Consider the following 13553-nt stretch of genomic DNA (forward strand, 5'->3'; position numbering starts at 1 on the left):
AATAAGAATACTAAAAAGCTGTTTTTAGTAGTAAACCCTAATCACTGCGGAGAATAGAAGACTGTGCAATAGCCTGTGCATCTAATACCAGTAATATTTCTTCCTGCTGCACAACGCACCCACATAAATAAGGAACTAAACTGGATGTCACTTGTCCTATAGGAGAATGAATATCATCAACTAGAAACTTGGTTGTACCTTTTATTTCTTGTACAACTAAGCCCAACACTAATGATTCCACTTGGATAACGATTACATTGTACTGCCGCAGTCGATAATCTAGGGATTCTAAATTGAGCATTCTAGGCAAATCAACTACCCAAATTATCCGACTCCGCCAATTCATTAATCCTAATATGCAGGACGGCATATTCGGTATTGACGTAATAGATTCAACAGGCACAAGAATTGCTTCTTGCGTATGCCTCATTGATAAAACAGCAGTTGTTTGTTGATTTAGCTGAAACTTCAGATAACTATCTGCTAAATTCTTCGGGATTGGTTTTGAAGAAAGAGTAATGTTTGGACTAGTCATTGATTCAAATTACCACTGATTTAATAGTACGTAGGAGATGTTCGCGGGTATAAGGTTTAGTTATATAGGCATCTGCACCTTGTCTCATTGCCCACAAACGGTCAATTTCTTGATTTTTAGAACTACAAACTACAATCGGCACTTTTGCAGTAATTGGATTTCTTCTCAGAGAACGACACAATTCAAATCCGCTCATTTCTGGCATTACTACATCAGTAACGATCGCATCTGGTTTTTCTAACACAGCTTTTTCTAAACCCTCTTTTGCACCACTTGCTTTAATTACGTTGTAACCACTCTCTTTGAGATAATGGCTCATCAATTCCAATTCGCTGGGAGAATCTTCTACAATCAAAATTGTGCCAAGCAAAGTCAGGCTCACTATCAAATCTCCTAAAAAAATAAATTAAACATATTTTGTTATTTTTATGTGCTTTATTTCAATCAACCAAGATGCTTAAAAACCATTTTTAGCAATTCTGATTGTGTAAAAGGCTTGGTCAAATATCCTGACGATCTGACCATTTTAGCCTTTGCTCTGTCGATAAACCCTGTTCTCCCAGTCACCATAATGATCGGTGTATTTTTAAAAGCTGAATGTTTACGTAATAAAGAACATAGTTCATAGCCATCTAAACTTGGCATTTCAACATCTAGCAAAATCAGATCGGGCTTACTCCGTAAAATTTGCATTAAAGCTTTTACCGGATCGTTAATCATGACAACTGAAAATGTGTTTTCATCCAAAAAGTGCTTAATGGAATTCAAAACAGTTTGGCTATCATCAATGCAGGCAATTGTATATAGTTTTTTGCCAACAGGTGGCTGAGTAATTTTATTATTCTCAGGAATATCAAAATTAATTGGTATTGGCAATTTTTGCCCAAGCTTTATTTGCAGTTGTGGCTGAACTTGAGACGATTGTGTTGTATAAAAAACTTGGGAACTCCCACCAGCCGGAATTGATGACTGAATATTTTGGCGATTTCGTAACTGCTTTTGACAGTGTTCAACAAGCAACCGTAAATCCAGGTGACAGAACTTTGGTAGTTCATCCAAAGAATTTTCTGGGCTGAATTCATAGCTACCTTCTTTTAAACACAGAAATGATTCCATTACTTCTTTTGCCAATCCGTCTATTAGGCTTCCTGCTTGCACAGAAGTAATATAGTCATGATTTACTAACCAACAAATAGCTTGGTAATCTGCATTTGGTATTGATTGATGTTCATTCTTCGTCTCAAACATCAGCCGCATCTGTACGCGAGTGGCACTGTTGAGAGCAGGAATTTGTTCACTCAAACGCCGTAAGTGACTGTCAAGGCGCTCAAATAGTTTATCTGAATAGGAGGCATAAGTAAGTTTACCGTCCTCTAGATAGATTGACCAAGAAACTATCCCGGTAAATACGCTTAAGCAACCCGTAGCACGCCGACTAGTTAATTGTGCCAACAGAGATAGCGGATGTAGTTTCTGGAACAACCTGTAGCTACCTATAGGAGTTGTGCTCATTTTGCTTTTACTTCAGCTAAAATTCGATACGTGTAAGCTAAATTCGTGTCGAGTTATTCCACAATTAAAATCAAGTAAAAAGCATTAAACTTTTGTATTTTAAAATACATTAGTTTACATATATATTTGTGGTGAAACTCAACGAGAGTAGCGTGTTTTCAGATGATTAAATCTTAGTAAATTCGTAAATTGTAATTAATTTACTTAGTGTTACTGAGATTTATAAACATCTTTCGAGAAATAAGACATAAAAATGTCAAGACTAGATGAAGCCACTTTCCATTGAGTAACCCCAATCTGACCACAGGAATAATACTGATTTTGTTGATGGTAATATCTTTGAACTTCTGTATTTACACTTAAGTAAAATCTAGTTTTTAAACAAGTAAGAACTGAATGAAGTCACTTTGCATCGAGTAACTTCAAATTGACCACAGTAATAATACTTATTTATTGAAAGCAATAAATGTATTTTTTGTTATTTGCATTTAAGAACTTAGATTAGACAGAATGCAAAACTTGTTTTTTGCAGAGTGTTTTACCGCCGAGAGTAGGGTACTGAAAGGACTCGGCATGGTAAGTTGTATCCTTAACACATCCTACCTACGAAAATTGTAGGTTATTAAGTCCACTATGAATTATCCACTTTTACACATTTACTATCATCTGAAGAACAGACTTATGAAGCTAAAAGTCTTTCCCCGCCTTGTTTACAGGTGCAGCCCACCACAAACAAATTTTCAAATATCCTCTTATATTTGAAGCTATGCTGGCGAAACATATTTTTATTTAAGCCATATTTAAATAGGCTGGCAACTATCCTTGAACTTTTAACTCAAGTATAATTACCAGCCTAGATAAGGCGATTTAATTTGTCAAAAGTGCGGATGAAAGGACTTGAACCTTCACTCCTTTCGGAACTAGAACCTAAATCTAGCGCGTCTGCCAATTCCGCCACATCCGCATCAGTTTACTATCGTACCATAAGAAATTATTTTTGGGAATAGGGAATAGGGAATAGGGAATGGGGACTGGGGAAGCAAGAAAAGAATAACAATGCCCAATGCCCCATGCCCAATTACATGACTCCAACACGAGGCAGACGATGCTTGAATCCACAGAGAATTTCCCAAGAAATAGTGTTTAATTGTTTTGCCCAATCGTCCGCTGAAATTTCTTCTTTTCCCTGTTCTCCTAATAAGGTGACTATTTCTCCTTCTTGGATATTGGGTATGGCACTAACATCCAGCATCAACTGATCCATTGTAATTGTCCCAATTTGCGATACGCGCTGACCGCGAATTAACGCCTGCATTTTGTTGGAAAGACTGCGAGGAACACCGTCTGCATAGCCAATTCCCACGACGGCGAGGCGAAGTTCACGCGGGGCAATAAATTTATGACCGTAGCTAACAGCTGTTCCTGCGACAATTGTCTTAACTTGGGTAACTCGTGCTTTAAGTTGCAAAACAGGCTTGAGATCGATCGCATTTTGTAAATGGGTTGCTGGATAAAGTCCGTAAACAGCTAAACCTACACGCACCATATCGTAGTGCAATGCCGGATTTGTGAGGGTGGCGGCTGAGTTTGCCAAGTGCAAACAAGGTACTTCAATTCCCATTGCTTTGATTTGAGCGATCGCATCCTCAAATCGTTTATGCTGTTCTTCCATTGCCGTGGTATCGGGATCGTCTGCTGTCGCCAAATGAGAATAAATACTGGCAATGTCAAGATGTGGTAATCGCTGCACTAATTGCACAAATTCGCCAGCTTGCTGCCAATTAGTTCCCAACCTCGACATTCCCGTGTCTAATTTGATGTGTACGGGCACTGGAGAACCATGATTCATCGATTCCAGAATATCGGAAAATACTAAAGCTTGTTTAGGGCTACAAAGCGTGGGCTGAAGTTTCCATTGGGCGATCGCATGAATCTGCTCTAGTGTATGAGTTGCCCCTAAAATCAAAATGGGCGCTTGAATCCCACTTTCTCGCAATTGAATAGCTTCTGGAACTGTAGCCACTCCCAAGCAACTAGCTCCCGATTGGATGGTAATTTGGGCGACTGTCACCGCTCCATGTCCATAGGCATCAGCTTTTACTACTGCCATCAACTGGGTACGCGGCGATAAAAACTGCACCAATTGCTTTACATTGTACGACAACGCCTCTAAATCAATTTCTACCCAAGCTCGTTGCGAAAACCACGCGTAGGTATCGCACTGCTGATTAGGAACTACACCAGGGATTTGTTTGCGACTTAACATTTGTACTGACTCCTATCCCGCCACGGCTAAACTTGCAAGTTATCTATCTATACACGCTCCTAAAAGCGAGATCAGATTAAATAGGAAGTTTAACCTTCAGATTGGAATTGATACAAGATGTTGCGGCGCTAAAGTAAAGGTTAAGAGTTATGAATTAGAAGTAAATCTACGGCTCAATTTTTCACTCCGTTCTTCTCTACGAGACGCTGCGCGATTACGTCAGTCTAAGTAAGTATTTTAATCAAGTGATAAATTTGATTTTCCAACTCTTAACTCCTCACTCCTAACTCCTAACTCCTCACTCAATTTCCAAATTCTCCCGAAAGTATAATTTCTTCTCATCTCCCTAGCAGGGTGTATTTGTGTTAATATATTTTAAAACTCATACCCTGAGCGCAAATAATGGGGAAGGTTTTAGTCTTAAACGCCTCTTACGAACCTCTCAATATAACGAGTTGGCGTCGTGCTGTAGTTCTTTTAATCAAGGGCAAAGCAGAACGCGTGGAACACAACGGTAAATTTCTGTACACGGATTTCCCGTTGCCGACCGTGATCCGGTTGCGTCATTATGTACGCGTTCCTTATAAAGAAATCCCTCTAACTCGCCGAAATATATTGCACCGTGATGGTCATGCCTGTCAATACTGTGGTTACACAGGGGATGAATTGACACTAGACCATGTAATACCGCGATCGCGCGGCGGAGGCGATACTTGGGAGAATATTGTTACCGCTTGTGTCCGTTGCAATGTCAAAAAAGGCAGTCGGACTCCCCACGAAGCTCACATGCCTTTGCGTCATCCCCCGCGCCAACCTTATAGCAGTCTCTATTTCGAGGTCAGCAAACATCTTAAGAGTGGACTGCATACAGAGTGGCAAAAGTATGTTATAGGTCTTTGAGCCAAAAATCAGAGGAGCAAAGGAGAAAGAAGAAATACCCTCTTTCTTTGGGAAATAGCCAATAACTTTAGTTATGGAGTGTTAAAAAATTGGTGGCTATATGGCTTGCAACGAAGGTGATTGCATCAACTATCAAGCTTTTAAATTTGTTGTATGTATATAGAGTTTCCCTTTTGCTCTTTACTCCCCCTGTATTTTGCCCTTTTCCATTGGACTTGACTCTAAATTTTCAGAATTTTCAAAGGGGATAGGAAATAAGCGTTGTTCATCAAAAATAATTGTTAATTGCTCAATAGTCACAATAATGAGAATATTAAGCATAAGAATATTTAAAATATCAAGGACTAATTCTAAAGTATAAGATAGGAAGTATACCCTAAGTTAGATAAAAATCCGCTTAATTCAATTTACCAAAGAGAACAAAACTCCTAAAACATATTTGTGCTGCCAGATACAGCCCGATATCCTAAACTTCCTTCCTGTATGCCCTTTAGTGGAAGTTAGTTGATTGTTGAGCGCTGTTACTGACAAGAAATATACTTAGATGTATAGTGCAATGTCTTGATATTTTTGCGAAGATCGTAATTAATGTGGCTAAATTCAGGGAATTGCTGCTCGTAGTATTTCTGAATTAAAGGAGCCTCACACTTTAAAAAAGTTCCCTATGTACTTTAATTCTCCCGTTACTCAGTTTGAGAGTTTGTCATTGACCACAGAGCCAAACCCAGAGGAACCTGAAATCGAGAAAGCGCCAGTGGAAGTTGCATTTAAGAGTCCGTCATTACCGCCATCGGTAGGTGATGGGGCTATATATCTCAGTCACCGTGGTAATTCTCTGGCACAACAAAAGTCAGAAGAACTACAAAAAACCCTTCTGGCACACAGACACGATCGCCAGCTCGTAATTCTGCAAGATTTTCCTGACCCTGATGCCCTTTCCTGTGCCTGGGCTTACCAGTTAATTGCCCAGCAATATGATATCAAATGTGAAATCATTTATGCTGGTGCATTGAGCCATCAAGAAAATATTGCCTTGGTAAGGCTGACTAATTTACCTATCCAACGTTGGACAACCCAAACCTTGAAAACCAAAGATTTGTCATCTTATCAAGGTTTTGTATTAATTGACAACCAGGGAACCACTTCGCAACTACTGTCATCGGTGCAGCAAGCTGGAATTCCCCTAGTGGTACTCATCGACCATCACAGTATCCAAGGCGATCTACAATCAGAATTTGAGGATATTCGTCCTTATGTCAGAGCGACGGCAACAATTTTTACTCAATACCTCCAAACAGGATTATTAGCATTAGATAGCAGCATAAATCAACACGTCAAATGCGCTACTGCCTTGATGCACGGCTTGCGATCGGATACAAATCGGCTCATGCAAGCCCAAGAAGAAGACTTTATGGCAGCGGCGTATTTAAGCCGATTTTATGATGCTCAACTGCTGAATGCCATTTTACAGGCCAACCGTTCCAAGCGGGTAATGGATGTGATCGAGCGATCGCTCAAAAACCGCATCGTCCAAAATAACTTTTCCATTGCTGGTGTTGGTTATTTACGTTACGAAGACCGCGACGCCATCCCCCAAGCGGCTGATTTTCTTGTCACTGAAGAAAACGTCCACACCGCAGTAGTTTACGGCATTGTTCACGATGAAGACGAAGAACTAGAAATAGTCATCGGCTCCCTGAGAACCAGCAAACTTACCCTTGACCCCGATGAATTCATCAAAGAAGCCTTTGGACAAGATAGTGCAGGACGCTTTTTCGGCGGTGGAAGGACAAGCGCAGGCGGCTTTGAAATTCCGATGGGCTTCTTATCTGGCAGTAACGAAAATTCCGCTTATGCGAAAATGAAATGGGAAGTATTCGACGCTCAAATTAAGCAAAAACTGCTGAGGTTAGTTAATCCTAGAGATAATCCAATTCAGTCGGAGTAGAGGGAACTCAAGGAGACGCGGAGAACTCCTAACTAATGCAGCAGTCAAAGTGTTTGTTCATATAGCATCCCTTCCCGATTTTTGATAAAAGTCGGGAATTTGGATTTTATGACGAATGCTGAACTAAATCAAAGTTAACTTGCGCCTACCTATTTATTTGTGAAGAAGGAGCGCCATGAAGTCTATAAAACTCCAAATCTTACAAACTCTGTATGAGCAAGATTTTTATGCTTGGGTAGAGCAGATAGCAGAGCTTTTACGATTGCAGCACTGGGACACGCTGGATTTAGAACACTTAATTGAGGAAGTGGTGGACTTGGGTAAGAGTCAACAACGGGCGTTGCAAAGTGCGTTGCGGTTAGTCTTATCGCATTTGTTGAAATGGAAGTATCAACCCGAACGTCGTAGTCACAGTTGGCAAGTGACCATTACCCGTGAGCGACTGAATATAGATGAATTGCTGCAAGAAAGTCCTAGCTTGCAGCGTTTTTTAAATGATGCCGAGTGGATAAATACTACTTATCAAAGAACGCGGCGAGAGGCAATGGTGGAAACAAGTTTATCAGAAGATAACTTTGCGATCGCTTGTCCGTTTTCTGTTGATGAGATTTTAGACTTAGACTTCTATCCTAACGTTGAGGAATAATCATCCGTCAAATGGTTTATTGTTACGTGCTGACTTACATACCTTATTTGATTTAAATCTCATTGTTATCGATCCAAAAACAATGAAGGTACATATTTCGCCTGTTCTCAAAGAAACTGAATATAAAACAATCGATGGTAAAGAGATACGAGTTCCAAAAGATGAAATGTGCCGTCCCAACCAAGAATTTTTGAAACAGAGGTTGAAGCAGTGCAAATGGCGTCAAAATATTTAGCCTAAATAAATTCAGTTATTTTGTTCGGAAGTACTTGTATATTTAAGTTAGAGAATGACAAGCTTGATTTATCTAGATTATGAGTACCCTAAAGGAAGTAGAACTCGCTATTAGTCAACTTTCACCAGAGGATCTCGCCGCATTTCGTGCCTGGTTTGCGGAATTCGATGCAGCAGCCTGGGATAAACAGATTGAAAAAGATGTGGCTGCTGGTCGGTTAGATGCATTGGCACAGAAAGCACTCAAAGATCTGCGAGAAGGGCGTTGTACTGACCTGTGAAACATCGAGCAACCCCTGATTTTTGGTATTACTATCGCCAGTTACCAATTGATATCCAAGAACTTGCTGATCGATGTTACGAGTTTCTTCGGGAAGATCCCAAATATCCATCATTGCATTTCAAAAAAGTCGGTCAGTTTTGGTCAGTGCGTATTGGTATATATTATCGGGCGCTTGCTGTAAAAGAAGATGATAATTTTGTATGGTTTTGGATTGGGTCACATCCAGAGTATGACAGATTGCTAAGTGGTGGATAGCGTTCTAACATTGCCTAAGAGCAACCTAACCGATCACTCATAATACAAATTATGGAACTCTACTTAATTCGTCATGGCATCGCCGAAGACAAGGGATTAGGCATCAATGATGAGGAGCGCAGCCTTACCAAAGAAGGAAGGCAAAAAACTGAGAAAGTTGCCCAGAAACTTGTTAAATTAGGTTTAAACTTTGATTTAATTCTCACCAGTCCCTTAGTGCGGGCCCGCCAAACGGCTGAAATCCTGATAGCAGAAAAACTAAGCTCTCAGTTAGAGGAATCTAGCTACCTCGCCCACGATGGTCAAATTTCTAGTTGGCTCAAAAACTGGTTAGAACCAAGAAATTATTCCCAAAATACCCACCTGGCGCTGGTTGGACACGAACCTGATTTGACCAGTTGGGCAGAAATTCTCCTGTGGGGAGAAGTCAAAGCAAGCTTAGTCTTGAAAAAAGCAGGTATGATTGGGATAAAACTACCAGAAACAGGTTCTCCTTTGGGTCGTAGTCAGATGTTTTGGTTGACACCACCCAAGTACCTGCTATAACAGTTTTTCAACATTTTCGATTGTTGTTAGAACGGCTACTGTTATGGCGACAATAAATTTCTGGTAAGTTAGCTTGATCAGATATTTCACAAAGCGAATGGTGTTGCCATGATGGTGTGCGAATATAAGCCTGGTTTAGAAGGCATTCCCGCCGCTCAATCAAGTATCAGCTATGTTGATGGGCAAAAGGGAATACTAGAATATCGTGGCATTAGGATTGAAGAACTAGCAGAAAAAAGTACATTCTTGGAAACTGCTTATCTCTTAATCTGGGGCGAATTGCCAAGCAAGGAAGAACTGGAAACATTTGAGCATGAAGTTCGTTACCACCGGCGGATAAAATACCGCATTCGTGACATGATGAAATGCTTTCCAGAAAGCGGTCATCCAATGGATGCCTTGCAAGCCTCTGCTGCTGCTTTAGGCTTGTTTTATTCGCTCCGCGATTTACATAATCCTGTCTACATTCGAGATTCTGTGGTGCGCCTGATAGCAACCATTCCCACAATGGTGGCGGCGTTCCAACTGATGCGAAAAGGCAATGATCCGGTACGTCCTCGTGATGACTTAGACTACTCCGCCAACTTTCTATACATGCTCGATGAGAAAGAACCCGATCCTCTGATGGCGCGAGTTTTTGATATCTGCTTGATACTTCAGGTCGAGCATACAATGAATGCTTCTACTTTCAGTGCCAGGGTGACAGCTTCCACCTTGACCGATCCTTATGCTGTGGTTGCTAGTGCCGTGGGAACCTTGGGTGGGCCTCTGCATGGTGGAGCCAATGAAGAAGTAATTCAGATGTTGGAAAAAATTGGCTCTGTGGAAAATGTCCGTCCCTATATAGAGCATTGTCTAGAAACTAAATCTAAGATTATGGGCTTTGGACATCGTGTTTATAAGGTGAAAGACCCACGAGCCATAATTTTACAAGGACTAGCAGAGCAATTGTTTGAAAAGTTTGGCCATGACAAGTTCTATGACATTGCTCAAGAAATGGAACGAGTGGTAGAAGAAAAACTCGGTAGCAAGGGGATTTATCCCAATATTGACTTTTATTCCGGTTTGGTGTACAGGAAGATGGGTATTCCTACAGACTTATTTACGCCAATATTTGCGATCGCCCGCGTTGCCGGTTGGTTAGCCCACTGGAAAGAACAACTAGCAGAAAACCGCATTTTCCGTCCTACCCAAGTTTACAACGGTCTGCACGAAGTTACTTATACTCCTATTGAGCAACGGTAACTGGCATTGGGGATTGGGTATTGGGGATTGGGCATTGTTTATTCTCCCTGTCCCCTGTCCCCTGTCCCCTCAATAGCCAATCTCAATGCCAACCATAAGTAGAAGTTCTCATCTCGCTTCAGGGTGGTCAAACCATCCAACGATATACTAGGCATGGGAATTGGCAACAAATCTTCAATCGGACGTCATCACAGCAAAAATTATAAATGGGTGAATTTACAGTTATTAATTCAAGTAATAGTTGTAACTCACCATGACTCGATGTCTTAAAGAGCGGAAACATGAATTCAGGAATTGACCTCCAAGGAACTTTTATTGAATCCCTCCGGGATTTAGGTATACCAGCAGGAACAGCCAAAGCGATTTGGATGCCGCTGCCAATGATACTGATGCTGATTGGGGCAACAGTGGGGGTATTAGTTGCTACTTGGCTAGAACGGAAAATTTCCGCCTCCGCACAGCAGCGAATTGGGCCAGAATACCAGGGTCCTTTTGGGTTGCTGGTGCCTGTAGCGGATGGTCTGAAGCTGGTATTTAAAGAAGATATAGTACCAGCCAAGTCTGACCCCTGGCTGTTTACTCTTGGCCCAATTATTGTTGTAATTCCGGTGTTTCTGTCGTTCCTGATTGTGCCCTTTGGGCAAAACATCGTAATTAGCAATGTGGGCATGGGCGTATTCTTGTGGATTGCCTTGTCAAGCATTCAACCCATTGGTTTGTTAATGGCTGGCTACGCATCTAATAATAAATACTCCCTCTTAGGGGGGTTGCGGGCAGCAGCGCAATCTATTAGTTATGAAATTCCTTTGTCGCTGGCGGTATTAGCGATCGCTATGATGTCTAATAGCCTCGACACCGTTGATATTGTCAATCAACAATCTGGCTACGGCATCTTAGGCTGGAACATTTGGCGACAACCAATTGGTTTTCTGATCTTTTGGATAGCCGCCCTCGCTGAATGCGAACGATTACCTTTTGACTTACCCGAAGCGGAAGAAGAAATCGTCGCAGGCTATCAGACTGAATACTCAGGTATGAAATTCGGTCTGTTCTACCTGGGTTCATACGTTAACTTGATCCTTTCTTCCCTACTAGTAGCAATTCTCTACTTGGGCGGTTGGGACTTTCCTATTCCCCTCAACCTCATCGCTGGTTGGCTGGGAGTCAGTGAAGTAAATCCCGTGTTCCAGATAGTAACTGCGGCTTTGGGTATTACCATGACCGTGTTCAAAGCCTATTTACTAGTGTTTGTCGCCATCCTGTTGCGCTGGACAGTGCCACGGGTACGGATTGACCAACTGTTAGATTTAGGATGGAAGTTTTTGTTACCAGTTGGTTTGGTTAATCTTCTATTAACCGCCGCCCTGAAACTAGCCTTTCCCTTCGCTTTTGGTGGTTAGTCATTAGTCATTAGTCATTAGTACAAATGACTAATGACCAACGACGAAGGACAAGGGACAAATAACGCTGATAGCTTACAAAGAGAGAGTGAAACACAATGCTAAAGTTCCTAAAACAAGTTGGTGATTACGCCAAAGAAACAGTACAAGCTGCGCGTTATATTGGTCAGGGACTTTCTGTCACCTTCGATCACATGCGGCGGCGTCCAATTACTGTACAGTACCCTTACGAGAAACTAATTCCTGGCGAACGGTTTCGCGGTAGGATTCACTTTGAATTTGATAAGTGCATCGCTTGCGAAGTTTGCGTTCGGGTTTGTCCAATTAACCTACCTGTAGTAGATTGGGAATACGATAAAGCCAGTAAAAAGAAAAAACTCAACCACTACAGCATTGACTTTGGAGTTTGTATCTTTTGCGGTAATTGTGTGGAATTTTGCCCCACTAACTGTCTATCGATGACAGAAGAATATGAGCTTTCCACTTACGATCGCCATGAATTGAATTATGACAGCGTAGCACTAGGTCGTCTGCCTTACAAGGTAACAGATGACCCAATGGTGACACCACTGCGCGAACTAGTTTACCTACCCAAAGGCGTCCTCGAACCTCACGGACTACCCGCAGATGCGCCACGTGCAGGTGCGCGTCCAGAAGACTTGGTAGAACAAACAGAAAAATAAATGTCATTTGTCCATTGTCATTTGTCCTTTGTTATTTGACTAATGACCAATGACTAATGACTAATGACCAATGACCAATGACCAATGACCAATGACAATTGACTAAGGACAAAAAACAGTGAATCTAGCAGAAGGAGTACAGTTAGTATCACTTGGCATACTGGGCGTGATGATGATTGGGGCAGCCATTGGTGTGGTGCTGTTTTCTAACATCGTCTATTCTGCCTTTTTGCTGGGGGGTGTGTTCATCAGCATAGCGGGAATCTACCTGTTGCTAAATGCTGATTTTGTTGCAGCTGCACAAATACTAATTTACGTTGGGGCGGTTAACGTGCTGATTTTGTTTGCCATTATGTTGGTTAACAAGCGGCAGGATTTTGTAGCATTTCCTAACTCTTGGGTGCGTAAAGTACTTACGGGTGTAGTTAGTGTAGGATTATTTGGTCTTTTAAGTACGATGGTACTGGCTACTCCTTGGGCATATTCAACTGCTCCTGTCGCGGGTGGTGAAAGTTCTATAGTTTTGATTGGAGAACATTTCTTCACTGACTTTTTACTACCTTTTGAACTAGCTTCCATTTTGCTGCTGATAGCGATGGTAGGAGCAATTATTTTGGCACGTCGTGAGTATTTGCCAGATCAACTGACACGATCCAATGTGGGGCAAACTGTTTTTACTTTACAAGAACGCCCTAGAGAACTAGTATCAACAACCAGCGAAACAAAAGAGTAATATTTGCGACCCGAATCGCAGATAAACAGCCAGCTTTTTCAGGAGGGATACCCAGATTCATGCAACTCCAGTACTTTTTATTACTAGCAGCAGCTTTATTCTGCATCGGCATCTACGGTTTAATTACCAGCCGCAACGCTGTGCGGGTGCTGATGTCAATTGAATTACTGCTCAATGCTGTTAATCTGAATTTAATGGCATTTTCCAACTTCCTCGACTCAACATTAATTAAGGGTCAGGTTTTCACAGTATTTGTGATTACCGTGGCCGCAGCCGAGGCGGCGGTGGGTTTAGCGATCGTGCTCGCCATTTATCGCAACCGCGATACCGTCGATATGGAGCAGTTTAATCTCCTGAAGTGGTAATT

At 41.6% G+C, this 13553-nt stretch carries 16 protein-coding genes and 1 tRNA gene; 12 read left to right on the forward strand and 5 right to left on the reverse strand.

Annotated features, from left to right (window positions below):
* Positions 1 to 37: 37 nt before the first annotated feature.
* The 5 genes from HWQ42_RS30545 to alr all read right to left on the reverse strand — a co-directional run bounded on the left by HWQ42_RS30545 (position 38) and on the right by alr (position 4313).
* Positions 38 to 535 (reverse strand): chemotaxis protein CheW, encoded by a 498-nt coding sequence (locus HWQ42_RS30545; RefSeq protein ID WP_292818629.1) that lies wholly within the window; start codon positions 533 to 535, stop codon positions 38 to 40.
* A gap of 4 nt (positions 536 to 539) precedes the next feature.
* On the reverse strand, positions 540 to 917 hold the full coding sequence (locus HWQ42_RS30550; RefSeq protein ID WP_069071198.1) for a response regulator: 378 nt from the start codon (positions 915 to 917) through the stop codon (positions 540 to 542).
* Between the two features lie 62 nt (positions 918 to 979).
* Positions 980 to 2047, reverse strand: coding sequence for a response regulator (locus HWQ42_RS30555; RefSeq protein ID WP_292818633.1), 1068 nt, complete (start codon positions 2045 to 2047; stop codon positions 980 to 982).
* Positions 2048 to 2929: 882 nt separating this feature from the next.
* Positions 2930 to 3011 (reverse strand) — tRNA-Leu (locus HWQ42_RS30560).
* Positions 3012 to 3125: 114 nt separating this feature from the next.
* The gene (gene alr, locus HWQ42_RS30565; protein WP_292818636.1) at positions 3126 to 4313 is read right to left on the reverse strand and encodes an alanine racemase; all 1188 of its coding nucleotides are present in this window, start codon (positions 4311 to 4313) and stop codon (positions 3126 to 3128) included.
* Positions 4314 to 4715: 402 nt separating this feature from the next.
* Between alr and HWQ42_RS30570 the strand changes: the two genes are divergently transcribed.
* The 12 genes from HWQ42_RS30570 to nuoK all read left to right on the forward strand — a co-directional run bounded on the left by HWQ42_RS30570 (position 4716) and on the right by nuoK (position 13551).
* The gene (locus HWQ42_RS30570) at positions 4716 to 5213 is read left to right on the forward strand and encodes an HNH endonuclease (protein ID WP_094349059.1); all 498 of its coding nucleotides are present in this window, start codon (positions 4716 to 4718) and stop codon (positions 5211 to 5213) included.
* Between the two features lie 664 nt (positions 5214 to 5877).
* Positions 5878 to 7161, forward strand: coding sequence for a bifunctional oligoribonuclease/PAP phosphatase NrnA (locus HWQ42_RS30575; protein ID WP_292818639.1), 1284 nt, complete (start codon positions 5878 to 5880; stop codon positions 7159 to 7161).
* A 175-nt stretch (positions 7162 to 7336) separates the two neighbouring features.
* On the forward strand, positions 7337 to 7807 hold the full coding sequence (locus tag HWQ42_RS30580; RefSeq protein WP_292818642.1) for a DUF29 domain-containing protein: 471 nt from the start codon (positions 7337 to 7339) through the stop codon (positions 7805 to 7807).
* Positions 7808 to 7826: 19 nt separating this feature from the next.
* Positions 7827 to 8042 carry a hypothetical protein gene (locus HWQ42_RS35665; RefSeq protein ID WP_367119072.1) on the forward strand — a complete coding sequence of 72 codons (216 nt, stop codon included), beginning with the start codon at positions 7827 to 7829 and terminating at the stop codon, positions 8040 to 8042.
* Between the two features lie 79 nt (positions 8043 to 8121).
* Positions 8122 to 8322: a hypothetical protein gene (locus HWQ42_RS30585; RefSeq protein ID WP_292818645.1), complete on the forward strand. Its 201-nt coding sequence runs from the start codon at positions 8122 to 8124 to the stop codon at positions 8320 to 8322.
* Positions 8319 to 8579: a hypothetical protein gene (locus HWQ42_RS30590; RefSeq protein WP_094341032.1), complete on the forward strand. Its 261-nt coding sequence runs from the start codon at positions 8319 to 8321 to the stop codon at positions 8577 to 8579. The genes HWQ42_RS30585 and HWQ42_RS30590 overlap by 4 nt, the downstream gene beginning before the upstream one ends.
* 51 nt (positions 8580 to 8630) lie before the next feature.
* Entirely contained in the window at positions 8631 to 9125 is a 495-nt protein-coding gene (sixA, locus tag HWQ42_RS30595; RefSeq protein WP_292818649.1) for a phosphohistidine phosphatase SixA, read from the forward strand.
* A gap of 108 nt (positions 9126 to 9233) precedes the next feature.
* Positions 9234 to 10370 (forward strand): citrate synthase, encoded by a 1137-nt coding sequence (locus tag HWQ42_RS30600; RefSeq protein ID WP_292741190.1) that lies wholly within the window; start codon positions 9234 to 9236, stop codon positions 10368 to 10370.
* 281 nt (positions 10371 to 10651) lie between these two features.
* Positions 10652 to 11770: an NADH-quinone oxidoreductase subunit NuoH gene (gene nuoH / locus HWQ42_RS30605; RefSeq protein ID WP_292818652.1), complete on the forward strand. Its 1119-nt coding sequence runs from the start codon at positions 10652 to 10654 to the stop codon at positions 11768 to 11770.
* Between the two features lie 98 nt (positions 11771 to 11868).
* Complete coding sequence (gene ndhI / locus HWQ42_RS30610) at positions 11869 to 12453, forward strand: NAD(P)H-quinone oxidoreductase subunit I (protein WP_292741186.1); 585 nt, start codon at positions 11869 to 11871, stop codon at positions 12451 to 12453.
* Positions 12454 to 12571: 118 nt separating this feature from the next.
* Positions 12572 to 13186, forward strand: a complete 615-nt coding sequence (locus HWQ42_RS30615) for an NADH-quinone oxidoreductase subunit J (protein WP_292741184.1) — start codon at positions 12572 to 12574, stop codon at positions 13184 to 13186.
* Between the two features lie 59 nt (positions 13187 to 13245).
* Positions 13246 to 13551, forward strand: a complete 306-nt coding sequence (gene nuoK / locus HWQ42_RS30620) for an NADH-quinone oxidoreductase subunit NuoK (protein WP_006199065.1) — start codon at positions 13246 to 13248, stop codon at positions 13549 to 13551.
* Positions 13552 to 13553: the final 2 nt, after the last annotated feature.

The sequence above is a fragment of the Nostoc sp. JL23 genome, from assembly GCF_017115065.1.
GTDB lineage: Bacteria > Cyanobacteriota > Cyanobacteriia > Cyanobacteriales > Nostocaceae > Nostoc > Nostoc punctiforme_A.

Bases quoted from the DNA above. Each gene is read 5' to 3' on its own strand.
- HWQ42_RS30545 (WP_292818629.1), bottom strand. From the start codon at position 535: ATGACTAGTCCAAACATTACTCTTTCTTCAAAACCAATCCCGAAGAAT.
- HWQ42_RS30555 (WP_292818633.1), bottom strand. From the start codon at position 2,047: ATGAGCACAACTCCTATAGGTAGCTACAGGTTGTTCCAGAAACTACAT.
- alr (WP_292818636.1), bottom strand. From the start codon at position 4,313: ATGTTAAGTCGCAAACAAATCCCTGGTGTAGTTCCTAATCAGCAGTGC.
- HWQ42_RS30570 (WP_094349059.1), top strand. From the start codon at position 4,716: ATGGGGAAGGTTTTAGTCTTAAACGCCTCTTACGAACCTCTCAATATA.
- HWQ42_RS30575 (WP_292818639.1), top strand. From the start codon at position 5,878: ATGTACTTTAATTCTCCCGTTACTCAGTTTGAGAGTTTGTCATTGACC.
- HWQ42_RS30580 (WP_292818642.1), top strand. From the start codon at position 7,337: ATGAAGTCTATAAAACTCCAAATCTTACAAACTCTGTATGAGCAAGAT.
- HWQ42_RS30585 (WP_292818645.1), top strand. From the start codon at position 8,122: ATGAGTACCCTAAAGGAAGTAGAACTCGCTATTAGTCAACTTTCACCA.
- sixA (WP_292818649.1), top strand. From the start codon at position 8,631: ATGGAACTCTACTTAATTCGTCATGGCATCGCCGAAGACAAGGGATTA.
- HWQ42_RS30600 (WP_292741190.1), top strand. From the start codon at position 9,234: ATGATGGTGTGCGAATATAAGCCTGGTTTAGAAGGCATTCCCGCCGCT.
- nuoH (WP_292818652.1), top strand. From the start codon at position 10,652: ATGAATTCAGGAATTGACCTCCAAGGAACTTTTATTGAATCCCTCCGG.
- ndhI (WP_292741186.1), top strand. From the start codon at position 11,869: ATGCTAAAGTTCCTAAAACAAGTTGGTGATTACGCCAAAGAAACAGTA.
- nuoK (WP_006199065.1), top strand. From the start codon at position 13,246: ATGCAACTCCAGTACTTTTTATTACTAGCAGCAGCTTTATTCTGCATC.